This window comes from Halomonas sp. B23F22_10 (genome assembly GCF_043496975.1).
Taxonomy (GTDB): Bacteria; Pseudomonadota; Gammaproteobacteria; order Pseudomonadales; family Halomonadaceae; genus Halomonas; species Halomonas smyrnensis.
This window is the reverse complement of the sequence record NZ_JBIEKF010000003.1, coordinates 379,877-404,465: the sequence shown is the minus strand read 5'-3', so window position 1 is coordinate 404,465 and position 24,589 is coordinate 379,877. Positions and strand designations below refer to the sequence as shown.

Sequence of the window (24,589 nt, the reverse complement as noted above, 5' to 3'; positions counted from 1 at the left end):
TCCGACTAGCGCCCGGTCCATTCGAAGGACGTCTTGTTGACGAAGCGATCGACGGCCGCCTTGAAGTCGTCACTCATGTAGCAGGTCGCAACCCAGTCATCGCCGGCCTCCAGGGCGAGACGCCGCTGGGCCTGGACGCGCCCGACCAGCGCCTTGCTGGCCTGCAGGGTGAGAGGCGCCCGCCGGCCGAGCTCGGCCGCCACCTCGGCGACCTCCTCCGCCAGGCGTTCCGGCGTGCAGATGCCGTTGACCAGACCGGCCTGGCGCATTTCCTCGGCCTCCAGCAGCCGCCCCAGCATCAACACCTCCTTGGTGCGGGCCACCCCAAGCATGTCGACCAGGCGCGAGACGTTGGTCGTCGACAGGGTATTGCCCAGGGTCCTGGCGATGGGGACACCAAACTTCAGCGTCGGCGTGCAGTAGCGAAAATCGCAGACCATGGCCAGCGCGGCGCCGCCGCCGACGCAGGCTCCTTCGATCATGGCGATGGTCGGCTTGCCGAGGGTCTCGAGCTTGCCGACGATCCGCTCGATGCGACGCTCGTAGTCGAGCGCATCATCGGGCTCGGAAAAGCCGGCGAACTGGGTGATGTCGGTCCCGGCCACGAAGGCCTCGCCACCGACCCCGTGCAGGACGACAGCATGGACCTCCGAGTCCATGGCGAGACGCTCGCAATGACGTTCCAGGGCGTCATACATTTCCCAGGTCATGGCATTGCGACTCTCCGGGCGATTGAAGCCGATCCAGGCCACCCCATCCCGAACATCGAACAGCACACTTTCATGATTCATCGTGGACTCCCTTGGATCAGCCGTAGACGAGATTGACCAGCGCCAGGGCGAAGGCCGGCACATAGGTGTTGAGCATCAGGATCGCGAACAGCACGCCGATGAACCACAGGTTGGTTCGCGTGGTGGCCCAGATGTCCGAACGCGCGATCGAGCAGGACGCGATCAGCACACTCGCCACCGGCGGCGTCTGCTGGCCAATGGCCAGATTCAGGGTCACGATCAGCCCGAAGTGCAGCGGATCGATCCCTACCGCGGTGACCAGGGGCAGCACGATGGGCACGACCAGGATGATGGCGGCCGCAGAGTGCAGGAAGATACCCAGGATCAGGAAGATGACGTTGAGCAGCGCCAGAATGATGTACTTGTTGCTGGTCAGCTCACCGATCGAGTTGGCCATCTGCTGCGGGATCTGGGTCTCGGTGAGATACAGCCCCACCACGGCGGAGCTGGCCACCAGCAGCATCACCACGGCGGTCTGCACCCCGGCATCGACGCAGGACTTGTAGAAGATTTTCAGGTCGAACTCGCGATAGATCACCGCGCTGATGAAGATCGCCACCACCACGGCGAGAGCGGCGCCCTCGGTCGCGGTGACGATGCCGCCGAAGATCCCGCCGAGGATGATGACGGGAATGACCAGGGCCCATGCGGCACCCTTGAAGGCCTCCCAGAGGCGCTTGGTCTGAAACTTTCCTTCGGAAGGAAAGCCATGCTTGCGGGCAAGGTAGTAGCACATGGCGGCCAGGCCCATAGCGCCGAGCAGCCCTGGGAAGATGCCAGCGATGAACATCTTGACCACCGACTCACCCGACATGACCGCATAGAGAATCATCGGGATAGACGGCGGCAATATAATCGCCAGGCTGGCGGCCGACGACGAGATGGCCGCGGAGAACTCCTTGGAATAACCCTTGTCGCGCATTGCCGGAATCAGCAGACTGCCGATGGCCGACACGCCGGCCACCGCCGAGCCCGAGATCTCGGCGAAGAAGATCGAGGCGCCGATGGTGACCATCGACAGCCCGCCCTTGATGAAGCCGACCATCGCCATGGCCAGGTCGATGAGGCGGCGCGAGATGCTCGAGGCGTTCATGATCGCCCCGGCCAGGATGAACAGCGGGATCGCGATCAACGGGAACTTGGTCGCCCCGTCGAACATCACCATGCCGATGTTGGGCAAGGCGAAGACGCCGAAACTCGCCACGGTCGCCAGGGAGCCGACGATCCCCAACGCCACGGCGACCGGCACGTTGATCAGGATCAGCAGTATCAGCCCCACGAACATACCTAATATGATCATCGTTACTTCTCCAGTGGTTCGCGGATGCCCGTCAGGCCCGGCCCGTGGCCCGGCGTTCGCTGTCGATGTGTGAGCCCTCGGCGGCCGAATCCGGGTCGATGCCGGCCTCTTCGAGTTCATGGTCGACGAAGCCTTTCCCGCGGGCGCTCTCGATCACCTCGGGCAGACGCAGCAGCTGGGCGATGATGAACAGTGCCGAGCCGATGGGAATGACTGATTGGGTAAGCTGCAGCGAGACATTGGTCAGGCTGACCAGGGTGGAGCCCTCGAGGATCATCACGACCTGGTAGCCGGTGTAGGCCAGCAGCACGAAGAAAGCCGCGGTGATGGCCTCGGCCAGCAGCGCCACCGGCAGGCGGATGCTCGGGGGTGCCATGTTGATGATGCTGGGGCAGGTGATGTGCGCGCCCTTGGCCGCGGCGAGCGCCGCCCCGTAGTAGGTCAACCAGGCCAGCCCCACGGAGGCGACCTCGTCGTACCAACTGAAGGGAGAGCCCAGCAGGCGCGACATGAAACCGATGATGATGACCCCCGACAGCGCCACCACGTTCAGGAACACGATGATTTCCAGCAGCCGCTGATAGGCCGCCTTGAACTGTTTCAAGGACACGTTCGTGACCTCCGAGAAGAAAGCGGGTAGGGAAAGGGCGGGCCCCGCCGCGATGCCGTCACCTGGCCGGGCCTGCCATCGTCGCTGACTCGGAACGGGTTCAGCGCAGGGCGTCGACCTTCTCGATCATCGCCAGGCCACCGTCCACTTCGTTGCCAAACTTCTCGTAGATGCCGGAGGACTGCTCGACGAAGGCGGCCGTATCCACCTCGTTGATCTCCAAGCCCTCCTCCTCGAACTTGGCCAGCAGGCTGTCATCCAGGGCGGCGCCCTGCTCCAGGGCATATCCCTCGACCTCCTCGGCGGTCTCGACCAAGACCTGGCGCACTTCCTCGGGAAGACGATTCCAGCTGGCGCCGGCCAGCACGTAGGCCGGGGTATAGACGTGGTTGGACACGGACAGGTAGTCCTGTACCTCCTGGAAGCGCTGGGAGTAGATCTGCACCAGGGGGTTTTCCTGGCCGTCCATCGCGCCCGTCTGCAGGGCCACGAACGCCTCGGAGAGGGCCATCGGGGCAGGGTTGGCGCCGTAACTCTTGAACATCTCAACGCGCCAGACGCCGTTGGGAGTTCGCAGCTTGACGCCTTCTAGGTCGGAAGGGACATCGATGGGTCGAACGTTGTTGGTGATCTGACGGAAGCCGTTCTCCCAGATGCCGATGATCTTGTAGTTCCGGCTCTCGGCCGCCTCATAGAGCTCATCGCGCAGGAAGTCGTCACGTACCCGACGCAAGTGGTCCCGGTTCTCGATGAGATAGGGCATCTCGAACAGCGAGAACTCAGGCGCCACGCTACTCATGATCGACGACGGCAGGGACAGGTCGAGGGTGCCGAGCTTGAGCTTGTTGAGCATCTGTGAGTCATTGCCCAGCTGACTGGACCCGTAGGGCACCACCTCGGCCGTGCCTTCCAGGCGCTCGTTGGCCAGTCGCGCGAACTCGTTGGCGGTCTTCTCGAACAGCGAACCGGGCCCCCCGACGTGGCCGAACTTGATCTCGATCTCGTCGGCATTGGCGGCCTGGGCGCCAAACGCCATGATGCTGGCGGCGAGGGCTGTCTTGAGGAATCTCATTACGCACTCCACTCGTGGTTTGTTGTTGTCGTCATATCGTGGTCGCGGCCGTGTCTCGAGGCTCCTCGGTGGTACCCCAGCGACAGGCATCGATCTTTCGAGACCACGTGCACTGAATTTGAATTCAAAATTCAAAATGCGAAATTAAACTTTCGTCTCGAGGTCTTGACACTAAATAAATTACGCTTCCACAACAGCAGTTTGGGAGTGACGACGGCAAGGAAGGGAGATCAGGGAGGCTTGGGGAGGGAGCCGTGTCACGACCATCGATCACGCCGTGGCACGGCCGGGGGGGGGAGGGGCTGGTGTCAGCCGGGCTCGATCCCTGCTTCCAGGCCCGCCGCCTCGATGCCGGCGATGGCCGCCGCCTCGTCCTCGCCGGAGGAGGCACCGCTCACCCCCACGGCCCCGATGACCCGTTCATCGGGATCCAGGATCAGCACACCCCCCGCCACCGGCACGAAGCGCCCCTCGGAAGCCGCCGCGACGCTCGCCAGGAAGGCTGGACGCTCGGCGTTGCGGGCACCCACTACGCCACTGGCCGCCCCGTTGCCGAGCGCGGCGAACGCCTTGCCCTCGGCGACGGGATAGCGCAGGGGCGCGCAGCCGTCCTCGCGTTCGGCCGCTACCGGGTGGCCACCGCCATCCAGCACCACCACCGTCAGTGGCTCCATGCCCGCCTCTCTAGCCCTGGCGATAGCGCCATCGATGATGCTGCGGGCCTGTTCTCGAGCCAGCAGCACCCTGCTGCGATATACCTTGCCTGCCATGTGCAATCTCCTCTCGGTGTCGTGGTGTCGCATGCTTTCGCATGCCGACGAACGCCATCCGGCATCCCTCGATCCATCCGGATGGCTATACCTTGCGGAATTTTGAATTCATAATTCCTTTTACACGACATCAACGACTTCGTCATTATGGCTAGAATGGCTACATCGGCAGGGCCTTCAGGTCGCCGTCGAGGCAGCTCAGCAAGGAATTCGACCATGAGCAAGATCCAGCATCGCAATCTTTACCGTGAAGTGGCCGATCGCATTCGGGAGCTGATCGAGCACGGCGACCTGATACCGGGAGAGCGCATCTCCGAACGCGAGCTCTGCGAGAAGTTCGGCGTCTCTCGCACCCCACTGCGCGAGGCGCTCAAGGTGCTGGCCACGGAGGGACTGGTCGAGCTCTTGCCCAATCGCGGCGCGAGGGTGATGAGGCTGACGGTGAAGATGGTCAAGGACACCTACGACCTGATGGGCGCCCTGGAGGGCCTGTCCGGGGAATTGGCCTGTCAACAGATCAGCGATTCGGATATCGCCAAGGTCGGCGAGCTGCACGACAAGATGCTGGAGCACTATCGCCGCCGGGAGCTCACCGAGTATTTCCGCGTCAACCAGCAGATCCACGAGAAGATTCTGGCCGCTTCCGACAACGAGATCCTCATCGAGATGTACAACAATCTCAGCCACCGCGTGAAGCGCGTGCGCTACTCCAAGCAGATGAGCGATGACTTCTGGGGCCAGGCCGTGCATGACCACGAGGAGATGATCGGAGCTCTGCGCCAACGCGACGGTCGACGACTGGGCCAGATCCTGCGGGACCACCTCTGTAACAAACTCGAGGCCGCGTCACTGGCGGGCATCCTCGATGATACCCCTGATCAGGATGTGACAGCGCACTGAAATCCTCGGCAACAGGCGCCTGCTGATAATGCCATGATCTCTGCATCATTGATGGCATCGACGGTAGGAAAAAGGGTAACGACCCGCGGATACGAATCGTCATCGTGATCCACCTGAATGGCTCTCCTCCCCTTTCCCGGCAAGGCCACAGAAGGGCCGCCCGGCATGATGCATTGAGACGCGAACGGCCCTGTGGATCAGACGCACCGAGGTCATGCGGAAGACCTTTCCCTGAAAGAACGTCTTCCGCCAATGGCCTACTTTCGTTAAAGGGCGATCTCTCTCCCTCAGCGATAGGCCCCCTCGATATCGGTGACTCGCAGCGCCTCGCGGCCCAGCCCGTCGTACAGGTCGAGCATGCGCTCGCGCCAGGCATAGACCGGGTCGGCGTTGGAGACCAGATCGGCGCTGGAGACGCAGTGCGCCCACATGAAGAAGCCGAACACCAGATAGTCGGCGCCGCCCGGGGCATCGCCGTCCAGGAAGTCGGCTTCTTCCAGGCGGCCGCGCAGCGGCGCCAGGGCGGTGTCGAGCTGCGAGAGCCCCTTGGCCGGTGAGTGGAACTCCTCGAAGCTGCATCCCAGACGTGCCTCGCGGGTCTCGCGGAAGTAGGCGCGATCGTCGGGGTGAATGGCGTTGAACAGGTCCATGACGACGGTACGCAGGATCGCCGGCGCCAGGGAACGCTCGGCGTAGTGCTTGAAGAAGCGGGCACGAGCCTCGGCCGGCCCCTCACCGAGTAACGGCGACTCGGGATAGGCGCGATCCAGATAACGCATGATCTCATAGCTGTCATGGACGACCTCATCGCCATCGACCAGCACCGGCACCTGCCCCTGGCCCGAGAACGCCAGGGCCTCCTTTTCGCTGAATCGCCAGGGCCGCGTCTGGACATCGAGCCCTTTATGAGCCAAGGCGTACCGGGCGCGCCAGCAATAGGGCGAGAACCGCAGCCGTTCGTCGATGCCGCACAGATCATAGAGCTCGCGTGTCATACCAACTCCTTGTCGCTGGGGTAAAGCCCGATGATGACAGGCCGACGCCCTTCCCGCACGCCGCCGGCGACTCGTCGGCCGTTGTCTATTGGTCGAAGCATCGCGCCGGCCAACGGTCGTTCGCCTTCATCCCTCAGAGCGTTAACCCATTGATCCAAAAAAGCTTTTGTGAAACCAGAACGAGCTTCTCGATCCCGACCCTATGGTAATACCAATTTACCCTGGATGGTCAATTCGTGCCGCCGGTCGTAAGGTTCCGCGGATCGTCGCCCTCGCGCGGCCTACAACAACACCATCATCGATGAGGGACCTCATCCATGCACGACTCACTACTGGCGCTACTGGCCTTCACCCCCCTGCTGCTGGCGGGGATCCTGCTGATCGGTCTGCGCATGGCGGCACGGGTCGCCATGCCGATCGTCTTCGCCGTGACCGCCGTCATCGCCCTGTTCGCCTGGGACATGACCGCCACCCGGGTGCTGGCCTCGACCCTGCAGGGCCTGATGCTGACGGTGGCGATCCTGTGGATCATCTTCGGCGCCATCCTGCTGCTCAACACGCTCAAGCATTCCGGCGGCATCACCGCCATCCGCAACGGCTTCTCGGGCATCAGTCCGGACCGTCGCGTCCAGGCCATCATCGTCGCCTGGCTGTTCGGCTGCTTCATCGAGGGCGCCTCGGGCTTCGGCACGCCGGCCGCGGTGGCCGCCCCGCTGATGGTGGCGCTCGGCTTCCCGGCGCTGGCGGCCGTGGTCGTCGGCATGATGATCCAGTCCACCCCGGTCTCCTTCGGTGCCGTGGGCACGCCGATCGTGGTCGGCGTCTCGGGCGGCCTGGACAAGAGCAGCATCAGCGCGACCCTGGAGGCCGGCGGCGCCAGCTGGCTCGAATACTTCCACCTGGTGGCCGGCCAGGTCGCCATCATCCACGCCCTGGTCGGCATGTTCATGCCGCTGCTGATGGTCGCCGTGATGGTGCGCTTCTTCGGCGCCAACCGCTCCTGGAAGGAAGGCCTGGCCATCGCGCCCTTCGCGCTGTTCGCCGGCATCAGCTTCGTGGTGCCCTATGCGCTGGCCGGCGTGCTGCTGGGGCCGGAGTTCCCGTCGATGATCGGCGCCATGGTCGGCCTGGCCATCGTCGTGCCGGCCGCCCGCCGCGGCTTCCTGATCCCCAAGGAGAGCTGGGACTTCCCGGAATCCAACGCCTGGCCTGACCACTGGATCGGCAAGCTGGTCATCAAGACCGACGAGGTGGTCGGCAAGACGCCCATCTCCACCGCCATGGGCTGGCTGCCCTACGTGCTGCTGGCCGTGCTGCTGGTCGCCTCGCGCACCATCGACCCGCTGAAGGACGCGCTGACCTCGGTCAGCCTCGGCTGGAGCAACATCCTCGGCGAAGCCGGCGTGTCCGGCAGCATCCAGCCGCTCTACCTGCCCGGCGGCATCCTGGTGGCGGTCGTCCTGCTCACCGCGCTGCTGCACCGCATGCGCCTCGGCGAGCTGCGCGCCGCCTTCGGCGAGTCCACCCGGACCCTGGCCGGTGCCGGTTTCGTGCTGGTGTTCACCATTCCCATGGTGCGCATCCTGATCAACTCCGGCGTCAACACCGCCGATCTGGTCTCGATGCCGGTGGCCATGGCGAGCCTGGTGGCCGACGGCGTCGGCGGCATCTATCCGCTGTTCGCCCCCGCCGTGGGCGCGCTGGGGGCCTTCATCGCCGGCTCCAACACCGTGTCCAATCTGATGCTGTCGGACTTCCAGTTCAACGTGGCCCAGCAGCTCGGCGTGTCCACCGCCATGATGGTGGCCCTGCAGGCCGTCGGCGCCGCCGCCGGCAACATGATCGCCATCCATAACGTGGTCGCCGCCTCGGCCACCGTGGGCCTGCTCGGCCGCGAGGGGATCACCATCCGCAAGACCATCCTGCCGACGATCTACTACGTCCTGGCCGCGGGCCTGATCGGCCTGATCGCCATCCAGGCGTGGAGCATCACCGACCCGCTGCTGGCCCTCGGCTGAGCCGGCGACCGCCCGCGGCCCATGCCGCGGGCGGTCACCGAAGCGGCTCGTTCATTAGTCTAACGAGCCTCGGGCGCCTGGCCGGACAAGCGGCAGGCGCCTTTCACTAAGCCCTTGATTGTCCATGAACATTGGCGGAAGCCTGCGAACCCACCGCTGGCGCCAACTGGTATGACCAATGACCCAGCGTAGCCATCCGCGCCCCCGGGGTCGTATCGTTCTGCTATCAGGCATTCCTTGGCGCCCTTGCGGCCACCCGCGCTCGCGGTCCCCTGAGCGTGAACAGGGAATGGTGTGGAAAATATTTCTGTAAACGCACGAGGCGTGTTCTGATCGCTATCATGCCATCGCTGCCTCATCCGCCGGAGCCGTCATGAACATCCACTACGACGCACGACTCGATGGCGAGCTGCCCCGCCGGGACAAGGCGGAGGTGCTCGCCAGCCTGCAGCAGGCCGTTCCCGGCCTGACGCTGCTCCATCGCGAGGAAGACCTGCATCCCTTCGAATGCGACGGCCTGGCCGCCTACCGCGTCATGCCCATGCTGGTGGCTCTGCCGGAGACCCTCGATCAGGTCGAGGCGCTGCTCAAGGGCTGCCGGGCACTGGGCGTGCCGGTGGTCACCCGCGGCGCCGGCACTGGCCTCTCCGGCGGCGCCCTGCCGCTGGAGCAGGGCGTGCTGCTGGTGATGTCGCGCTTCAGCAAGATCCTCGAGGTCGACCCGGATGCCCGCATCGCCCGCGTCCAGCCCGGCGTGCGCAACCTGGCCATCTCCGAGGCCGCCGCGCCCTTTGGCCTCTACTACGCGCCGGACCCCTCCTCCCAGATCGCCTGCTCGATCGGCGGCAACGTGGCGGAGAACGCCGGCGGCGTGCACTGCCTCAAGTACGGACTGACCGTACACAACGTGATGAAGGTCGAGATCATCACCATCGAGGGCGAGCGCATGACCCTCGGCAGCGAGGCGCTGGACGCCCCGGGCTTCGACCTGCTGGCACTGTTCAACGGCTCGGAGGGCATGCTGGGCGTGGTCACCGAGATCACCGTCAAGCTGCTGCCCAAGCCCGAGACCACCAAGGTGCTGATGGCCAGCTTCGACGACGTGGGCAAGGCCGGCCGCGCCGTGGGCGATATCATCGCCGCCGGCATCATTCCCGGCGGGCTGGAGATGATGGACAACCTGGCGATCCGCGCCGCCGAGGACTTCATCCACGCCGGCTATCCGGTCGAGGCCGAGGCGATCCTGCTGTGCGAGCTGGACGGCGTGGAAGCCGACGTCGACGACGACGTCGAGCGGGTCCGCGAGGTGCTCGAGAAGGCCGGCGCCACCGACATCCAGCAGGCCCGCGACGAGGCCGAGCGCGCGCGCTTCTGGGCCGGGCGCAAGAACGCCTTCCCCGCGGTGGGCCGCATGTCGCCGGACTACTACTGCATGGACGGCACCATCCCGCGCCGCGAGCTGCCCCGCGTGCTGCAGGGCATCGCCGACCTGTCCGAGGCCTACGGGCTTAAGGTCGCCAACGTCTTCCACGCCGGCGACGGCAACATGCACCCGCTGATCCTGTTCGATGCCAACCGCGAGGGCGAGCTCGAGCAGGCCGAGGCGCTGGGCGGCAAGATCCTCGAACTGTGCGTGGAAGCCGGCGGCTCGATCACCGGCGAGCACGGCGTGGGCCGCGAGAAGATCAACCAGATGTGCGCCCAGTTCGGCAGCGACGAGCTGACCACCTTCCACGCGGTGAAGGCGGCCTTCGACCCCGAGGGCCTGCTCAACCCGGGCAAGAACATCCCGACCCTGGCGCGCTGCGCCGAGTTCGGCGCCATGCACGTGCACGGCGGCGAGCTGCCGCACCCCGAGCTGCCCCGTTTTTGAGGAATGATCATGGCCACATCCACATCCCCGCAGGACCGGGACATCAGCACCGAGCTGGGCGAGCGCGTCCGCCAGGCCAACGCCGCGGGCACGGCGCTGCGCATCGTCGGCGGTGACACCAAGGCCTTCTACGGTCGGCCCGTGGAGGGCGAGACGCTCTCCACCCGCGAGCATCGCGGCATCACCGGCTACGACCCGGTGGAGCTGATCGTCTCGGTGCGCGCCGGCACGCCGCTGGCCCAGCTGGAAGCGGCGCTGGCCGAGAACGGCCAGATGCTGCCCTTCGAGCCGCCCCACTTCGGCGACGCCGCCACCGTCGGCGGCACGGTCGCCGCCGGGCTCTCCGGCCCGCGCCGCCCCTGGGCCGGCGCCGTGCGCGACTTCGTGCTCGGCGCCCGGGTGATCACCCACACCGGCGACGAGCAGCGCTTCGGCGGCGAGGTGATGAAGAACGTCGCCGGCTACGACCTGTCGCGGCTGATGGTCGGCGCCCAGGGCGGCCTGGGGCTGCTCACCGAGGTCACGCTCAAGGTGCTGCCGCGCCCCTCCGCCCGCCACGGGCTGCGCCTCGAGATGCCGCTCGACGAGGCCCGCGAACGCCTTGCCGAATGGGGCCGCCACCCGCTGCCGCTGACCGCCGCCGCCTGGCAGGACGGCGCCCTGCACCTGCGCCTCGAAGGCGGCCCGGGCTCGGTGGCCGCCACCCGCGAGCGCCTCGGCGGCGAGGACCTCGATCCCGGCTTTTGGGACGACCTGCGCGAGCAGCGCCTGCCGCTCTTCGCCGGCGATGACGAGCGCCCGCTGTGGCGCATCTCGCTGCCCCAGCGCGCCCGGCTCGAGGCCGACGGCCTCGACGAGCAGGCCATGCTCCACGACTGGGCCGGCGCCCAGCGCTGGCTCAGGACCGAGCTGCCCGCCGAGGCCCTGCGCGAGGCCTGCGCCGCCGCCGGCGGACACGCCACCTGCCTGACGCCGGGCGCCGCCGAGCCCTTCACCCCGCTGCCCGAGGTGATGCTCAAGTATCACCGCTGCCTCAAGGCCGAGCTGGACCCGAAGGGCATCTTCAATCCGGGCCGACTCTACGCGGAGCTCTGACATGCAGACGCACTTCACCGAACAGGATCTCGAACAGCCGCACATCCGCGAGGCCGAGCGGGTGCTGCGCACCTGCGTGCACTGCGGCTTCTGCAACGCCACCTGCCCGACCTACCAGCTGCTGGGCGACGAGCGCGACGGCCCCCGCGGACGCATCTACCTGATGAAGCAGATGCTGGAGAACCCCGAGGACGACGTCGTCACCGAGGAGACCCGGCTGCACCTGGACCGCTGCCTGACCTGCCGCAACTGCGAGACCACCTGTCCGTCCGGCGTGGAATACCACAAGCTGCTCGACATCGGCCGCGCCGAGATCGAGCGCCGGGCGCCGCGGCCCGCCGCCGAGCGCGCCCTGCGCTTCGGCCTGCGCAAGGCGCTGGTCGAGCCGGCCCGCTTCCAGGCGCTGCTCAAGCTCGGCCAGACCTTCCGCCCGCTGGTGCCCGGCACGCTGCGCGACAAGATGCCGCCGGCGCCGGTGGATGCCGGCAGCCGCCCCGAGGGCCGCCGCCACGAGCGCCAGATGCTGATCCTCGAGGGCTGCGTGCAGCCGGGGCTCTCGCCCAACACCAACGCCGCCACCGCCCGGGTGCTCGACCGCCTCGGCATCGGCTTGACCCCGGCGCCGGAGGCCGGCTGCTGCGGCGCCATCGACTACCACCTCAACGCCCAGGACGCCGGTCGCGCGCGGATGCGCGCCAACATCGACGCCTGGTGGCCCCATATCGACAAGGAGGGCGAGCCCGGGGTGGAAGCCATCGTGCAGACCGCCAGCGGCTGCGGCGCCATGGTCAAGGAATACGGCGAGGTGCTGGCCGACGATCCCGACTACGCCGACAAGGCCGCGCGCATCAGCGCCCTGGCCAAGGACCTGGTGGAGATCCTGCGCGACGAGGACCTGGAGCCGCTGACCCTGCGCGAGCACAAGCGCCTGGCCTTCCATTGCCCCTGCACCCTGCAGCACGCCCAGAAGCTCGGCGGCAGCGTCGATACCGTGCTGGCCAGGCTCGGCTTCTCGCTGACCCCGGTGCAGGACGCGCACCTGTGCTGCGGCTCGGCCGGCACCTACTCGGTGACCCAGCCCGAGCTCGCCACCGAGCTGCGCGACAACAAGCTCGACGCCCTGGAGGCCGGCGATCCGGAGGTGATCGTGACCGCCAACATCGGTTGCCAGACGCATCTGAACGGTGCCGGTAGAACGCCGGTACGGCACTGGATCGAGATCGTGGACGAGGCGCTGGCGTGATCGTGACGCGCGCTCATTCCTTCAGCTGCCAGACGCATCTGAACGGTGCCGGCAGAACGCCGGCACGGCAATGGATCGAGATCGTGGACGAGGCGCTGGCGTGATCGTGACGCGCGCTCATTCCTTCAGCTGCCAGACGCTCCTGAACGGTGCCGGCAGAACGCCGGCACGGCACTGGATCGAAATCGTGGACGAGGCGCTGGCGTGATCGTGACGCGCGCTCATTCCTTCAGCTGCCAGACGCTCCTGAACGGTGCCGGCAGAACGCCGGCACGGCACTGGATCGAGATCGTGGACGAGGCGCTGGCGTGATCGTGACGACTCGGCGAGTCTCACTTGCAAGCAGTCATCGAGAAGAGGAAATTACCATGCAAACCAAAGCTGTACTGACCCTGGACGACGTCAACGCCCTGCTCGACGCAGGCCAGAAGGAAGCCGAAGCCAACGGCTGGGCCGTGACTATCGCCGTGGCCGACGACGGCGGCCATCTGCTCGGCCTGCGCCGCATGGACGGCGCACCGCCCTTCAGCGCCGGCGTCGCCACCGAGAAGGCGCGCAACGCCGCCATCGGCCGCAAGGAAACCCAGGCCTTCGAGGACATGATCAACAACGGCCGCACCGCCTTCGTCACCGCGCCGATGCAGGCGCTGTTGGCCGGCGGCGTGCCGGTGCTCGTCGACGGCCAGGTCGCCGGTAGCGTCGGCATCTCCGGCGTCAAGCCCGACCAGGACGTGCAGGTCGCCAAGGCCGCGGTGGCCGCCCTGGCTTGACTCGCCGAACGCCCCTCTGCATCGTCCCTGGAACCCCGGCCATGCCGGGGTTCCGACGTTCCGGCGCCGAAGTTTTTCCACGCGAGTCTTGCGCATTAGCCATTTTTTGAATAGGTTTTGTATAGCATTCGATGAAACGCACGGATGCCTACCACGCCCATAAAAGGACGAGAGGTGCACCATGAAACGTAACGCGACTGCTGCCATCACCCTTAGCGCACTGATGATGCTCTCAGGCTCCGCTCTGGCGGCGCATCACGAGGAACATGAGATGGCTCCCGACAACGGCGTCGACAGTGCCAATGACGTGGAGCAAGGCACCATGGAAGGTCACGACGGCGCCATGAGCGACGATGCCATCGTTGAAGAGGGGGGCACGGATAGCGCCAACGATCCCTCGCAGGAGGCCGACACTCATACCGAGGGCAGCGTCAACGACGACATGACGACCGAAGGCGGCGTGGATTCTGCCAACGACCCCGAGGACTGAGGGTCGCGCAGACCAGGGAAGGCGAATGCCCCAGACCCCGGCCACGGCCGGGGTTTTTCATTTCCGGGACGGTACCGGGCCCGGACAGGCTCAGCTGGCCATCATCCAGGCCACGAAGGCCCGCTTGGCGTCGCGCCGATCCTCCGGCTTAACGTCGATCACTCCATAGCCGTTGGCGGTGCCCAGCGAGAGCCCATGCAGTCCCGTCAGCATGCCTCGCTCGATCAGGTCGTCGACCGGCCCCTGCCCGGCGATCGGCGCTCAGCGTCAGCAGCGGCCCCTCGCCGAGGCGCTTCAGGCCGGCGTCACGGCCACCGCGGTCCCCTTCTCGGTGGTGATGATTCTGATGTGCTATACCATCATCAAGGCGTTGAACGGAGAGCTGCGCCGCCTTCCCTGATCCGTCCACGACCCATAGGCGACTCCCCCCGGTGCTGATCTTCGCGTGATGGACAGCTCCAGGGGGACCGTTGTGTTGAGTGCTCATATTGACGCCGTGAACCCAGCCTTTCCGCCATGGCAGGGCGCCGTCGTCGCATCGTCTGTCCGTGCGCATGCAATAGCTGACTTGTGAGAGACTCACGCGGCCAATGTGTTTCCATCCACAGGAGCAACCTTCATGAGTACACCAAGCGAGCCGGCTCCCCCTCCGGTGTCGGACGACATGCAGACGGACTATACCGTCGGCCAGGACAATATCGAGGGTAACCTCGGCCCCATCGGCTTCGATATCCACAACCGGGTCTTCGCCATCTCGGCGCTGGCCTCGATCGCCTTCATCGTCCTCACCCTGCTGTTTCCCGAGCGAGCCGGCAGCCTCTTCCAGTCCATCGTCAGCTTCTCCACCGGCACCCTCGACAGCTACTTCATGCTCGTGGTGGACGGCTTCATCGTCTTCAGTCTGGCGCTGGTGGTGCTGCCCTACGGCAAGGTCCGGCTGGGCGGGCCCGAGGCCACGCCGGAGTACGGCTATCTCTCCTGGTTCGCGATGCTGTTCGCCGCCGGAATCGGCATCGGGCTGCTGTTCTTCGGCGTGCTGGAACCGGTCTACCACGCCAACGTCTCCTCGCCGCTGGGCACCCCCTCGCCCTTCGGCACCGACGGCACCCTGAATCCGGACGCCATCGCCGACGCCACCGCCATGGGCCTGGCCGGCACCTACCTGCACTGGGGCATCCACGGCTGGGCCGTCTACGTGGTCATGGCACTGGCGCTGTCGATCTTCACTTACAACAAGGGCCTGCCCTTCTCGATACGCTCGGCCTTCTTCCCGATACTGGGCGACCGCGTGTGGGGCTGGCCGGGTCACCTGATCGACATCCTGGCGGTGTTCTCCACCCTGTTCGGCCTGGCCACCTCGCTCGGCCTCGGCGCCCAGCAGGCCAACGCCGGCATGAACTTCGTCTTCGGCCTCGAGGTCAGCATCACCACCCAGGTGATCGTGATCGTGGCCGTCACCGCGGTGGCGCTGGTGTCGGTGTGGCGTGGCCTGGACGGCGGCGTGAAGCGGCTCTCCGAGATCAACATGGGCATGGCCGTGCTGTTCTTCTTCTTCGTGCTGTTCGCCGGCCCGACCCTGGCCTCGCTCACCGGCTTCTGGAACGGCCTCGAGACCTACGTGACGGAGTTCCTCCCGCTGTCGGCGCCGTTCGGCCGCGAGGACGACGCCTTTCGCCAGTCCTGGACCATCTTCTACTGGGCCTGGTGGGTCAGCTGGGCGCCCTTCGTCGGCATGTTCATCGCCCGCGTCTCCCGGGGCCGCACGGTGCGCGAGTTCGTGATCTGCGTGCTGCTGATCCCGAGCCTGTTCATCTTCATCTGGATGGGCGTGTTCGGCGCCACGGCCCTCGATCAGCTCTACTCCAACCCGGCCGGCAGCCTGGTCAAGGAATACGTGATCGACAACTACAACCCCGAGCTGTCGCTGTTCGGCATGCTCAACGAGCTGCCGCTGTCGGGCCTGATGTCGACCCTGGGCATCATCCTGGCGCTGATCTTCTTCGTCACCTCATCGGACTCCGGCTCGCTGGTGATTGATACCATCACCGCCGGCGGCAAGATCGACGCGCCGCGCCCCCAGCGCATGTTCTGGGCCACGGTGGAAGGCCTGATCGCCATCGTGCTGCTGATCGGCGGCGGGCTCTCGGCGCTGCAGGCCGGGGTCACGGCCACCGCGATCCCGTTCTCGGTGGTGATGATCGTAATGTGCTACACCATCATCAAGGCGCTGAACGGCGAGCTGCGCGCCCTGCGCTGAGGCCGCTCATCCTCTGACGCCGCCCCCTGGCCAACGCCGCATCGCGGTGGCCGACCCAGGGGGCGGCTCGCGTCTGGCCCCCTGCCGTCGACGACCTTATCATCGAAGGCTCATCTTCAGGCCGCTCACGACCACCCCTTCATCGACGCGAGGATGCCATGTCACCGTTCGTCTTCCTGCTGCCGCTCGGCGCCGTGCTGATCTGGTCGGGCAACATGACCATCAATCAGCTCACCGTCGGCGCCATCGCCCCCAGCAGCATCGCCTTCCTGCGCTGGCTGCTGGCGCTGGCGGTGATGACGCCCTTCGTCGCCCCCGCCGCCTGGCGCCATCGCGCCACCATCCGCCGCGAATGGCCGAAGCTGGCGACGCTGGGCCTGCTGGGCATGGGGCTGTGGCAGGGCCTGGCCTACGTGGCCGCCGAGACCACCTCGGCCACCAACATGGGCATCCTGGCCGCCATGGTGCCGCTGATCACGGTGCTGCTCAGCGCCCTGATCCTGCACGAGCCGCCGAGCCTCGGCGGCGTGGCCGGCGGTGTACTGGCGCTCGTTGGCGTGAGCGTGCTGCTGGGCCAGGGCGAGCCGCTGTCGCTGCTCGATCTGAGGGTCGCCACCGGCGACGCCCTGATGGTGGTGGCCGCGACCTGCTACGCCCTCTACGGTGTGATGCTCAAGCGCTGGACGATCGACCTGCCGCCCTGGGTGCTGCTCTACGCCCAGGTGGTCTTCGCCGTGCTGCTGCTGCTGCCGCCCTATCTGGCGGGGCCGATGACGCCGGTCAGCGCCGACAACATCGGCCTGATCGCCTACGCCGGCATTCCCGCCTCCATCGTCACCACCTACCTGTGGATGCACGCCATCCGCCGCATCGGTGCCAACCGCTCGAGCATCTTCATCAACCTGATGCCGCTGTTTAGCGCCATCATCGCCATGCTCGCGCTGGGCGAGACCGTGTCCGCCTTCCACTTCCTGGGCGGCGCCCTGATTCTCGCCGGCGTGGTGATGGCCCAGACCCTGACGCGGCCGCTGGTCAGCCGCGAGGGGGCGCGGCGCACGGGCTAGTCGATCCCGGCCGGGCGCCCTGGACAAGGCCCGCACAGGCCCTAGGATGAAACCACAACAACCACGGAGAACGGCGGAGATGGCCGGAGGCTGGTCGAAGGACGGCGACGTCCAGCAGCAGATAGACGACAGCGTGCAGGACGAACTGGAGCGCGCCCGGCGCTCGATTCCCCGCGGCGAGAGCGCCCACGAATGTGACGAATGCGGCGACCCGATCCCCGAGGCACGGCGCCAGGCGGTGCCCGGCGTGCGGCTGTGCCTCGCCTGCCAGGCCGAGCGCGACGGGCGCCAGGGGCCGGGCGGCGGCTTCAATCGCCGCGGCAGCAAGGACAGCCAGCTGCGCTGACACGGCGGAACACGAGCTCTGGAGCCGGGAGGCGGTTCGTAGAGGGGTGTGGCGATTCTCGCGCAGGGCAAGAGTAGCGCCCAGTATCCCCACTACGCCTGTCGGCCCGAGGGCAAGAGGCTGCTAAACTGCGGCTTTCGTTCCCCGACCGGAGAGCCCGCGGCATGTCCCTCGATGATCTGCACCTCAATCTGCGCAACCTGACGCAGGACGACTACCCGCAGCTCAAGACGCTGATGGACGCCGTCTATCACGACATCGGCGGCGCCTGGCCCGAGCACACCATCGACAAGCTGATCGAGGAGTTTCCGGACGGCCAGATCGCCATCGAGGACGACGGCCAGCTGGTCGGCGTGGCGCTGACCGTGCAGGTCGACTACGACGACTTCTCCAACCCCCACCAGTACGACGACCTAATCGGCCAGCGCGAGATCATCCTCAACGATGACGAGGGCGACGCCATGTACGGCCTCGACGTGCTGATCCACCCGGACTATCGCGGCTATCGCCTGGGCCGGCGGCTCTACGAGGCGCGCAAGGACCTGTGCCGCTCGATGAATCTGCGGGCGATCCTCGCCGGCGGTCGCATCCCCCAGTACCACCAGTACGCCGACGAGCTCTCGCCCGCCGAGTACCTCGACAAGGTGGCGCGCAAGGAGATCCACGACCCCATCCTGTCGTTCCAGCTGGCCAACGACTTCCAGGTCAAGCGCCTGCTGCGCAAGTACCTGCCCGAGGACGAGAAGTCCCAGGGCTACGCGACCCTGCTGGAGTGGAACAACATCCTCTTCGAGCCCGCCGAGCGGGTGCTGGAGAGCCGCCGCACCCAGGTGCGGGTCGGCGCCGTGCAGTGGCAGATGCGCGAGTTCGACTCGGTCGAGGCGGTGCTGCAGCAGGTCGAGTACTTCGTCGACGCCCTGGCCGACTACCAGAGCGACTTCGCGGTCTTCCCCGAACTGTTCAACGCCCCGCTGATGGGCCTGCAGGATCGCGCCGCCCAGCAGGACCAGATCGCCGCCATCCGCTTCCTGGCCGGCTTCACCGAGCGCTTCAAGACCGAGCTCTCGCGCATGGCCGTGGCCTACAACATCAACATCGTGGCCGGCTCGATGATCGAGTTCGGCGAGGAGGACCGGCTCTACAACGTCGCCTACCTGTGCCACCGCGACGGCTCCGTGGAGCGCCAGGCCAAGCTGCACATCACCCCCCAGGAGCGCCGCGACTGGGTGATCGAGGGCGGCGACGAGCTGCAGGTGTTCGATACCGATGCCGGCCGGGTCGGCATCCAGATCTGCTACGACGTGGAATTCCCCGAGCTCTCGCGGCTGCTGGCCGATCAGGACATGGACATCCTGTTCGTGCCCTTCTGGACCGACACCAAGAACGGCTACCTGCGGGTGCGCCACTGCTCCCAGGCGCGGGCCATCGAGAACGAGTGCTACGTGGTGCTGTGCGGCAGCGTCGGCAACGTGCCGTCGATCGAGAACCTCGACATCCAGTACGCCCAGTCGTCGGTGTTCTCGCCGTCGGACTTCTCCTTCCCCCACGATGCCGTGCTGGCCGAGACCACGCCCAACACCGAGATGATCATGTTCTCGGACCTGGACCTGAACCGCCTCAAGGTGGTGCGCAACGAGGGCTCGGTGACCAACCTCAAGGACCGCCGCCAGGACCTGTTCGACCTGCGCCTGCGCGACTGGTCGTGGAAGTCAGGGGGCCGGCCATCCGGCGCCCGCGACACGGACGAAGGCTGAGGCCGTGCTGGAACGCCTGAAGCGCTGGCGGGCGGCACGCTTCGAGGCCCGCCATCCCTTCCCCGCGGCCGAGTGGCACGAGGCCCGGGCGCGGCTGCCGCTGCTCGCCGCGCTGCCCGACGAGGCCGCCGAACGCCTCGGGCACCGCGCCTGGCATTTTGCCCATGCCAAGCGGCTGAGCCGCCATCCCGAGCTCGACGCGTCGATCGACTTCGACGTGCCGGCACGGCTGGCCATCGCCGCCCAGGGCTGCCTGCTGACCCTGGGCTGGGACGAGGCCACCCACCGCGAGGCCTTCGCCGGGCTGCACGAGATCCTGATCGTGCCCGACGCCTTTCATCGCCGGGTGGAGGAGATGGACGAGTTCGGGGTGATGCACGAGTACGACGACGAGCGCGCCGGCGAGACCTCCCACCAGGGGCCGGTGGTGGTCGCCTATCCGGACCTGATGGCGAGCGGCGCGCTGGACGGCTTCAACGTGGTGATCCACGAGCTGGCCCACAAGCTCGACATGGCCAACTCGCTGGACGCCGACGGTTTCCCGCCGCTGCCGGCCGACATGGCCGCCCGGGACTGGCATCGCGTGTTCACCGCCGTGTGGGACGACCTCCAGGCACACCTCGCCCGCGGCGAGGCCACGCCCATCGACGACTACGCCGCCAGCCATCCCGGCGAGTGCTTCGCGGTGAGTTGCGAGACCTTCTTCGCCGCCCCCGAGGCGCTGGACGCCGCCTATCCCGAGCTCTACGCCCTGCTCGGCCGCTACTTCCGCCTCGACCCGCTGTCCTGGCGCTCGCCGCCCTCCGCCTGATCATCGCCCTCCGCCGCGTCCGTCCGCGAGCGGGCGAGCGCCGGCGGCCGGGCCGGCCAACGCAGTGCGGCCTCGAGGCCGTGCGGGTGGCAGTTGCGCAGCGTCAGCCCGGCCCGCTGGCGCTCGGCCAGCTGCTGCACGATCGCGAGCCCCAGGCCGCTGCCGGTGGTGCGCTGGTCCGCGGCGCGGCGGAAGCGTTCGGTGATGGTGGCGAGCGCCTCCTCGGGAATGCCCGGGCCGCTGTCGCGCACCGCCAGCACCGCGCCGTCGGCGGTCTCGGAGAGCGTGATCGCCACCTCGCCGTGCTCCGGGGTATAGCGCAGGGCGTTGTCCAGCAGGTTGCGGATCAGGATGCCCGCCTCCACCGGATCGGCACGCACCCATAGCGCCAGGACGCCGTGCAGGGTCATCTCCTGATGCCGGGCCTGGGCCCAGGGCCACAGCTCGGCGACCAGCTCGAGCACCAGCGGATAGAGATCGATGTCGCGGGCCTCGCGGGCCTCCCGGCGGTCCAGCCGCGCCAGCACCAGCAGCTGCTCGACCACTCGCTGCAGCCGTTCCACGCCGCGATAGGCCTTGTCCAGCGAGTCCCGCTCGCCGGCCCGGGCATTGTCGAGGTGGATCTTCAGCCCGGCCAGCGGCGTGCGCAGCTCATGGGCGGCATCGGCGGTGAAGCGCCGCTCGCGCTCGAGGGTCTCGCGCAGGCGGGCGATGAAGTCGTTGAGCGCCTCGCGCAGCCCCGACAGCTCGCGGGGCACGCCGACATCGATGAAGGCCAGGTCGCGGTCGTCGCGGCCGGCCACCTCCCGCGACAGGGTGCCGATCGGGATCAGCCCCCGGCGCACGATCCAGCCCATGGCGACCAGCAGCAGCGGCAGCGCCAGCAGCATCGGCACCAGGTTGCCGAGCGCCACCTTGCGCTCGAGCTCGTGCATGAACTCGATGCTGACCCCGGAGCGGATCCACAGCCCGCTGTCCTCGTCGAACAGCGAGAACACCCGCCAGCGGCCGCCGTCGTACTCGGCCCAGGCGTAGCCCTGCTCCTCGGGCGGCGGGAAGGGCCCGGCCCCGCTCCAGGGCGCGCCGGTCAGGTAGGGGCGGCCGTCGCGGTGCCAGAAGCCCAGCGACAGCTCGCGTTCCTCGTGATGATAGAGCGCCGCCCCCCGAGCGGCGGCCTCGCGCGGCGCCTCGCCATCCGGATAGAAGCTCGCGAGGCGCTTCGGATGGCTCATGCGCTCGGCGATCCGACGATAGGTGGCCTCGGAGTCATTCGGACCGATCAGGCTGGCCACCACCCGGTTCTGCAGGCTGAGCTGGGCGTCGAGGATCTCCTCGGTCTCGTGGGCGGTGATCAGGTAGGCGGCGGTGACGACCAGCAGCGTCACCCCGGCGAGGGCCAGCGCCAGGGTGCGGCTCAGGTAGCGGCGAATCGACCTCATGCGTCAGCGGCATTCAGCCGATAGCCGACGCCCCGGATGGTGGTGATCAGCCCCTTGTGGAACTTCTTGCGCAGGTGGTGGACATGCACCTCCACGGCGTTGGAGGCCACTTCCTCCTCCCAGCCGTAGAGCAGGTTCTCCAGCCGCGGCCGGGTCATCACACGGTCGGCGTGGCGCGCCAGCTCCAGCAGCAGCGCGTACTCGCGGCGCGTCAGCGTGATCTCCTCGCCCTGCCAGCTCACCCGGTGGCGAGCCTCGTCGATGCGCAGCTCGCCCACGTCGAGATACTGCGAGGCCCGGCCCTCGGCGCGGCGGGTCACCACCCGCAGGCGGGCCAGCAGCTCGGCGAGATCGAAGGGCTTGAGCACGTAGTCGTCGGCGCCGCCGTCGAGCCCGGCCAGGCGCGAGTCGATGTCATCGCGGGCGGTGAGGATCAGCACCGGCAGCGAGCCGCGGCCGCGCACCGCCTCGAGCACCTTCAGCCCGTCGACGTCGGGCAGGCCCAGGTCGAGCACCATCACCGAGAAATCGTCGTAGCGGGCCGCGGCCATGGCCTCGCGGCCGTTGTCCAACCAGTCGACGGCATAGCCCTCGCGCTGCAGCGCGGTCTTGATGCCGTCGCCCAGCAGCGGGTCGTCTTCCACCAGCAGCACGCGCATGCGCCTCTCCTTTGCCTGTCCCGGTCGTGACGGTGAAACCATTGTCCGGGCGATGTCTTAAGCCTTGCTTAAGCTCCCCGTTCAAGACTCGTGCACCTCTCGTCCTGCCACGCGATACGGCGCTCAATCGTCCAGCCCCTGCGCCAGCCACGCCCACAGCCGCTCGGCCTCCGGCCGCGGCTGGCGCCGGGCCGGGCGCACCAGCCAGAACCCCTCGTCGCTCTCCACCGGCCAGTCGAGCGCCGCCACCAGGTCGTCGCGCCCCTCCACCAGCCGCTGATGGGTCAGGGCCACGCCCTCGCCCAGCGCCGCGAGCGACAGCGACATGCTCTGGGTATCGCAGGTCAGCGATGCGCAGCGCGAAGCCAGGGTCGGCATCCCCACCGCCTCCAGCCAGGCCGGCCAGCCCACCTCGAACCCCACGGCGTGCAACAGGGTGTGCGCCGCCAGGTCCGACGGCGCGGTGATGCGCTCGGCCAGCGCCGGGGCACACACCGGCAGCATCGTCTCCCGGCCCAGGGAAACCGCCTCCATCCCCGGCCAGCTGCCCTGCCCGTAGCGGATCTCGAGATCGGCGCCCTCGGCGCCGAAGTCATCCGGCCAGATGGCGCTGATCAGCCTCAGCGCCACTTCGGGATGCTCGCGGCGAAAGGCGCAGATGCGCGGCGCCAGCCAGTACTGCTGCATCACCGGCGTGGTGCGCAGCGTCACCGGCGCCTCCCCGCCGCCGCCGAAGACCTCCTCGGTGCCCTCGGCCAGGCGCGTGAAGCCGTCCTGCAGGCACGGCAGCCAGGCCTGCCCGGCCGGCGTCAGGCTGAGGCTGCGCGGGTGGCGCACGAACAGCTTCTGGCCCAGGCGATCCTCGAGCAGGCGCACCCGCTGGCTGATCGCCGCCTGGGTCACGCCGAGCTCCTGGCCGGCGGCGGTGAAGCTCAGGGTGCGCGCCGCTGTCTCGAAGGCCTGCAGCCACAGCAGGGGGGGAAGCCGACTCATGAATAACCTACGTATAAATTGAATGGGGCCATAGGGGCCAGATTAATCGTTTGTCGGCGAACCGGCCAGCCGCCACCATGAGCACCTTCACAAGGGAGGAGCCGATCATGACCGATACGCCGATTGCCGACGCACGCGCCGTCCTGCCCATGGGCGAACTGACCCCCCACGCCGAGGGACCGGCGCTCATCGAGGCCACGGCGGTCGGACGACAGCTGGCCCTTGGCTGGGGCAACGGCGACCGGGCCCGGTTTCCGCTGACCTGGCTGCGCGACCACTGCGCCTGTGACGAATGCCGCCATCCGATGACCCGCGAGCGCCTCTACATGGCCCTCGAGGTGCCGGAACAGGCCCCGGCGACGGCGCTCGAGGACGGCAATCTGGTCCTCACCTGGGCCGACGGTCACGTCAGCCGCTTCGACGCCGTCTGGCTGCATCAGCGCCGCCCGGGCCAGGCGCGGGAGGATGCCGTGCCGACGCGCCGTCCCTGGGCCCACGACTACCGCCCCACCCGCGTCGACCACGCCGACTTCGTGGCCGGCGCCGAGGGCGAGCGCGCCTGGCTCACCGCCCTGCTTCGCGATGGCCTGGTGCTGCTCGAGAACGGCCCGCTGGCCGACGAGGAAGTGAGCCGCCTGGCGGGTCGCATCGGGCCGCTGCGCGCCACCAACTTCGGCGCCCGCTTCGACGTCAAGTCCAAGCCGAACCCGAACAACGCCGCCTATACCGCCATCGGCCTGGCCCTGCACACCGACCTGCCCAACTGGCGCAACCCGCCGGACATCCAGCTGCTCTACTGCCTGGAAAATGATGCCGAGGGCGGCGAGTCCACCTTCTTCGACGGCTTCGCCGCGGCGGAGGCGCTGCGCGTCGAGTCGCCCGAGGCCTTCCGGCGGCTGGCCGAGACGCCGATCGACTTCCGCTTCCAGGACGAGGAGCACGACCTGGTGTGGACCGCGCCGGTGCTCGCCCTGGACGAGCAGGGCCGGGTCGTCGAGGTCCGTCTCAACAACTGGATCCGCGACACCCTGCGCCTGCCCCTCGAGGAGATCGATGCCTGGTACGACGCCTACCGCGCGTTCTGGGCGCTGGCCCAGGATCCCGAGAACCGGCTCGAGTTCTCCCTGGCCCCGGGCGAGATGGTCGCCTTCGACAACCGCCGGGTGATGCACGGCCGCAACGCCTTCGATCCCGGTACCGGCCGGCGCCACCTGCAGGGCACTTATCTGGACCTCGACATGTGCGAATCCCGTCTGCGGGTGCTGGCCCGCGAGGCCTGATCCCCCTGCCGTCCTGGCCGTTGCCCGACACAACATCAATCCGGTAGCGGCCTCCCCCA

24 protein-coding genes are annotated in these 24,589 nt (G+C 67.5%); 14 read left to right on the top strand and 10 right to left on the bottom strand.

Annotated elements, in window-relative coordinates:
- Positions 1-5: 5 nt before the first annotated feature.
- The 5 genes from ACGTNF_RS09020 to ACGTNF_RS09000 all read right to left on the bottom strand — a co-directional run bounded on the left by ACGTNF_RS09020 (position 6) and on the right by ACGTNF_RS09000 (position 4,543).
- The gene (locus ACGTNF_RS09020; RefSeq protein ID WP_394601409.1) at positions 6-791 is read right to left on the bottom strand and encodes an enoyl-CoA hydratase/isomerase family protein; all 786 of its coding nucleotides are present in this window, start codon (positions 789-791) and stop codon (positions 6-8) included.
- Positions 792-807: 16 nt separating this feature from the next.
- On the bottom strand, positions 808-2,091 hold the full coding sequence (locus ACGTNF_RS09015; protein ID WP_394601408.1) for a TRAP transporter large permease: 1,284 nt from the start codon (positions 2,089-2,091) through the stop codon (positions 808-810).
- Positions 2,092-2,122: 31 nt separating this feature from the next.
- Positions 2,123-2,701: a TRAP transporter small permease gene (locus ACGTNF_RS09010; RefSeq protein WP_394601407.1), complete on the bottom strand. Its 579-nt coding sequence runs from the start codon at positions 2,699-2,701 to the stop codon at positions 2,123-2,125.
- 100 nt (positions 2,702-2,801) lie between these two features.
- Complete coding sequence (locus tag ACGTNF_RS09005; protein WP_394601406.1) at positions 2,802-3,773, bottom strand: TRAP transporter substrate-binding protein; 972 nt, start codon at positions 3,771-3,773, stop codon at positions 2,802-2,804.
- Between the two features lie 308 nt (positions 3,774-4,081).
- Positions 4,082-4,543 (bottom strand): GlcG/HbpS family heme-binding protein, encoded by a 462-nt coding sequence (locus ACGTNF_RS09000; protein ID WP_394601405.1) that lies wholly within the window; start codon positions 4,541-4,543, stop codon positions 4,082-4,084.
- Between the two features lie 216 nt (positions 4,544-4,759).
- On the opposite strand from ACGTNF_RS09000, the gene ACGTNF_RS08995 reads away from it, so the two are divergent.
- Positions 4,760-5,443, top strand: coding sequence for a GntR family transcriptional regulator (locus ACGTNF_RS08995; protein ID WP_394601404.1), 684 nt, complete (start codon positions 4,760-4,762; stop codon positions 5,441-5,443).
- 287 nt (positions 5,444-5,730) lie between these two features.
- On the opposite strand, the gene ACGTNF_RS08990 is transcribed toward ACGTNF_RS08995, so the two are convergent.
- On the bottom strand, positions 5,731-6,438 hold the full coding sequence (locus ACGTNF_RS08990) for a glutathione S-transferase N-terminal domain-containing protein (protein ID WP_394601403.1): 708 nt from the start codon (positions 6,436-6,438) through the stop codon (positions 5,731-5,733).
- 317 nt (positions 6,439-6,755) lie between these two features.
- Here ACGTNF_RS08990 and ACGTNF_RS08985 point away from each other — a divergent pair, with 317 nt between their 5' ends.
- From ACGTNF_RS08985 to ACGTNF_RS08960, 6 genes are all read left to right on the top strand, one after another.
- Positions 6,756-8,456: an L-lactate permease gene (locus ACGTNF_RS08985; protein WP_394601402.1), complete on the top strand. Its 1,701-nt coding sequence runs from the start codon at positions 6,756-6,758 to the stop codon at positions 8,454-8,456.
- A gap of 373 nt (positions 8,457-8,829) precedes the next feature.
- On the top strand, positions 8,830-10,329 hold the full coding sequence (gene glcD / locus ACGTNF_RS08980; protein ID WP_394601401.1) for a glycolate oxidase subunit GlcD: 1,500 nt from the start codon (positions 8,830-8,832) through the stop codon (positions 10,327-10,329).
- Positions 10,330-10,338: 9 nt separating this feature from the next.
- On the top strand, positions 10,339-11,424 hold the full coding sequence (gene glcE / locus ACGTNF_RS08975; RefSeq protein WP_394601400.1) for a glycolate oxidase subunit GlcE: 1,086 nt from the start codon (positions 10,339-10,341) through the stop codon (positions 11,422-11,424).
- Between the two features lies 1 nt (position 11,425).
- Positions 11,426-12,667, top strand: coding sequence for a glycolate oxidase subunit GlcF (gene glcF / locus ACGTNF_RS08970; RefSeq protein WP_152478143.1), 1,242 nt, complete (start codon positions 11,426-11,428; stop codon positions 12,665-12,667).
- A gap of 368 nt (positions 12,668-13,035) precedes the next feature.
- On the top strand, positions 13,036-13,437 hold the full coding sequence (locus ACGTNF_RS08965) for a heme-binding protein (protein WP_394601399.1): 402 nt from the start codon (positions 13,036-13,038) through the stop codon (positions 13,435-13,437).
- Between the two features lie 181 nt (positions 13,438-13,618).
- Complete coding sequence (locus ACGTNF_RS08960; protein WP_394601398.1) at positions 13,619-13,927, top strand: hypothetical protein; 309 nt, start codon at positions 13,619-13,621, stop codon at positions 13,925-13,927.
- A gap of 90 nt (positions 13,928-14,017) precedes the next feature.
- Here ACGTNF_RS08960 and ACGTNF_RS08955 read toward each other — a convergent pair whose 3' ends face one another.
- On the bottom strand, positions 14,018-14,140 hold the full coding sequence (locus tag ACGTNF_RS08955) for a hypothetical protein (RefSeq protein WP_394601397.1): 123 nt from the start codon (positions 14,138-14,140) through the stop codon (positions 14,018-14,020).
- Between ACGTNF_RS08955 and ACGTNF_RS08950 the strand changes: the two genes are divergently transcribed.
- From ACGTNF_RS08950 to ACGTNF_RS08925, 6 genes are all read left to right on the top strand, one after another.
- Positions 14,139-14,327 carry a hypothetical protein gene (locus tag ACGTNF_RS08950; protein WP_394601396.1) on the top strand — a complete coding sequence of 63 codons (189 nt, stop codon included), beginning with the start codon at positions 14,139-14,141 and terminating at the stop codon, positions 14,325-14,327. The genes ACGTNF_RS08955 and ACGTNF_RS08950 overlap by 2 nt on opposite strands.
- Before the next feature lie 219 nt (positions 14,328-14,546).
- Entirely contained in the window at positions 14,547-16,184 is a 1,638-nt protein-coding gene (locus ACGTNF_RS08945) for a BCCT family transporter (RefSeq protein WP_394601395.1), read from the top strand.
- Positions 16,185-16,342: 158 nt separating this feature from the next.
- Positions 16,343-17,248: a DMT family transporter gene (locus tag ACGTNF_RS08940; protein WP_394601394.1), complete on the top strand. Its 906-nt coding sequence runs from the start codon at positions 16,343-16,345 to the stop codon at positions 17,246-17,248.
- A gap of 79 nt (positions 17,249-17,327) precedes the next feature.
- Entirely contained in the window at positions 17,328-17,594 is a 267-nt protein-coding gene (locus tag ACGTNF_RS08935) for a DksA/TraR family C4-type zinc finger protein (protein ID WP_394601393.1), read from the top strand.
- Positions 17,595-17,758: 164 nt separating this feature from the next.
- Positions 17,759-19,348, top strand: coding sequence for a GNAT family N-acetyltransferase (locus ACGTNF_RS08930; protein ID WP_394601392.1), 1,590 nt, complete (start codon positions 17,759-17,761; stop codon positions 19,346-19,348).
- 4 nt (positions 19,349-19,352) lie between these two features.
- Positions 19,353-20,159, top strand: a complete 807-nt coding sequence (locus ACGTNF_RS08925) for a M90 family metallopeptidase (protein WP_394601391.1) — start codon at positions 19,353-19,355, stop codon at positions 20,157-20,159.
- On the opposite strand, the gene ACGTNF_RS08920 is transcribed toward ACGTNF_RS08925, so the two are convergent.
- The 3 genes from ACGTNF_RS08920 to ACGTNF_RS08910 all read right to left on the bottom strand — a co-directional run bounded on the left by ACGTNF_RS08920 (position 20,111) and on the right by ACGTNF_RS08910 (position 23,250).
- The gene (locus ACGTNF_RS08920) at positions 20,111-21,598 is read right to left on the bottom strand and encodes an ATP-binding protein (RefSeq protein ID WP_394601390.1); all 1,488 of its coding nucleotides are present in this window, start codon (positions 21,596-21,598) and stop codon (positions 20,111-20,113) included. The two genes, ACGTNF_RS08925 and ACGTNF_RS08920, sit on opposite strands and share 49 nt — an antisense overlap.
- Positions 21,595-22,257 (bottom strand): response regulator, encoded by a 663-nt coding sequence (locus ACGTNF_RS08915; protein ID WP_394601389.1) that lies wholly within the window; start codon positions 22,255-22,257, stop codon positions 21,595-21,597. The genes ACGTNF_RS08920 and ACGTNF_RS08915 overlap by 4 nt, the downstream gene beginning before the upstream one ends.
- A 123-nt stretch (positions 22,258-22,380) precedes the next feature.
- Complete coding sequence (locus ACGTNF_RS08910; RefSeq protein ID WP_394601388.1) at positions 22,381-23,250, bottom strand: LysR substrate-binding domain-containing protein; 870 nt, start codon at positions 23,248-23,250, stop codon at positions 22,381-22,383.
- A gap of 107 nt (positions 23,251-23,357) precedes the next feature.
- Here ACGTNF_RS08910 and ACGTNF_RS08905 point away from each other — a divergent pair, with 107 nt between their 5' ends.
- Entirely contained in the window at positions 23,358-24,530 is a 1,173-nt protein-coding gene (locus ACGTNF_RS08905) for a TauD/TfdA family dioxygenase (protein ID WP_394601387.1), read from the top strand.
- The last annotated feature ends 59 nt before the right edge of the window (positions 24,531-24,589 follow it).

Bases quoted from the DNA above. Each gene is read 5' to 3' on its own strand.
- ACGTNF_RS08985 (WP_394601402.1), top strand. From the start codon at position 6,756: ATGCACGACTCACTACTGGCGCTACTGGCCTTCACCCCCCTGCTGCTG.
- ACGTNF_RS08935 (WP_394601393.1), top strand. From the start codon at position 17,328: ATGGCCGGAGGCTGGTCGAAGGACGGCGACGTCCAGCAGCAGATAGAC.
- ACGTNF_RS09015 (WP_394601408.1), bottom strand. From the start codon at position 2,091: ATGATCATATTAGGTATGTTCGTGGGGCTGATACTGCTGATCCTGATC.
- ACGTNF_RS08915 (WP_394601389.1), bottom strand. From the start codon at position 22,257: ATGCGCGTGCTGCTGGTGGAAGACGACCCGCTGCTGGGCGACGGCATC.
- ACGTNF_RS08950 (WP_394601396.1), top strand. From the start codon at position 14,139: ATGCCTCGCTCGATCAGGTCGTCGACCGGCCCCTGCCCGGCGATCGGC.
- ACGTNF_RS09005 (WP_394601406.1), bottom strand. From the start codon at position 3,773: ATGAGATTCCTCAAGACAGCCCTCGCCGCCAGCATCATGGCGTTTGGC.
- ACGTNF_RS08995 (WP_394601404.1), top strand. From the start codon at position 4,760: ATGAGCAAGATCCAGCATCGCAATCTTTACCGTGAAGTGGCCGATCGC.
- ACGTNF_RS08990 (WP_394601403.1), bottom strand. From the start codon at position 6,438: ATGACACGCGAGCTCTATGATCTGTGCGGCATCGACGAACGGCTGCGG.
- ACGTNF_RS08945 (WP_394601395.1), top strand. From the start codon at position 14,547: ATGAGTACACCAAGCGAGCCGGCTCCCCCTCCGGTGTCGGACGACATG.
- ACGTNF_RS08930 (WP_394601392.1), top strand. From the start codon at position 17,759: ATGTCCCTCGATGATCTGCACCTCAATCTGCGCAACCTGACGCAGGAC.
- ACGTNF_RS08940 (WP_394601394.1), top strand. From the start codon at position 16,343: ATGTCACCGTTCGTCTTCCTGCTGCCGCTCGGCGCCGTGCTGATCTGG.
- ACGTNF_RS08910 (WP_394601388.1), bottom strand. From the start codon at position 23,250: ATGAGTCGGCTTCCCCCCCTGCTGTGGCTGCAGGCCTTCGAGACAGCG.
- ACGTNF_RS08905 (WP_394601387.1), top strand. From the start codon at position 23,358: ATGACCGATACGCCGATTGCCGACGCACGCGCCGTCCTGCCCATGGGC.
- ACGTNF_RS09020 (WP_394601409.1), bottom strand. From the start codon at position 791: ATGAATCATGAAAGTGTGCTGTTCGATGTTCGGGATGGGGTGGCCTGG.
- ACGTNF_RS08920 (WP_394601390.1), bottom strand. From the start codon at position 21,598: ATGAGGTCGATTCGCCGCTACCTGAGCCGCACCCTGGCGCTGGCCCTC.
- glcE (WP_394601400.1), top strand. From the start codon at position 10,339: ATGGCCACATCCACATCCCCGCAGGACCGGGACATCAGCACCGAGCTG.
- ACGTNF_RS08965 (WP_394601399.1), top strand. From the start codon at position 13,036: ATGCAAACCAAAGCTGTACTGACCCTGGACGACGTCAACGCCCTGCTC.
- ACGTNF_RS08960 (WP_394601398.1), top strand. From the start codon at position 13,619: ATGAAACGTAACGCGACTGCTGCCATCACCCTTAGCGCACTGATGATG.
- glcF (WP_152478143.1), top strand. From the start codon at position 11,426: ATGCAGACGCACTTCACCGAACAGGATCTCGAACAGCCGCACATCCGC.
- glcD (WP_394601401.1), top strand. From the start codon at position 8,830: ATGAACATCCACTACGACGCACGACTCGATGGCGAGCTGCCCCGCCGG.
- ACGTNF_RS09000 (WP_394601405.1), bottom strand. From the start codon at position 4,543: ATGGCAGGCAAGGTATATCGCAGCAGGGTGCTGCTGGCTCGAGAACAG.
- ACGTNF_RS08955 (WP_394601397.1), bottom strand. From the start codon at position 14,140: ATGCTGACGGGACTGCATGGGCTCTCGCTGGGCACCGCCAACGGCTAT.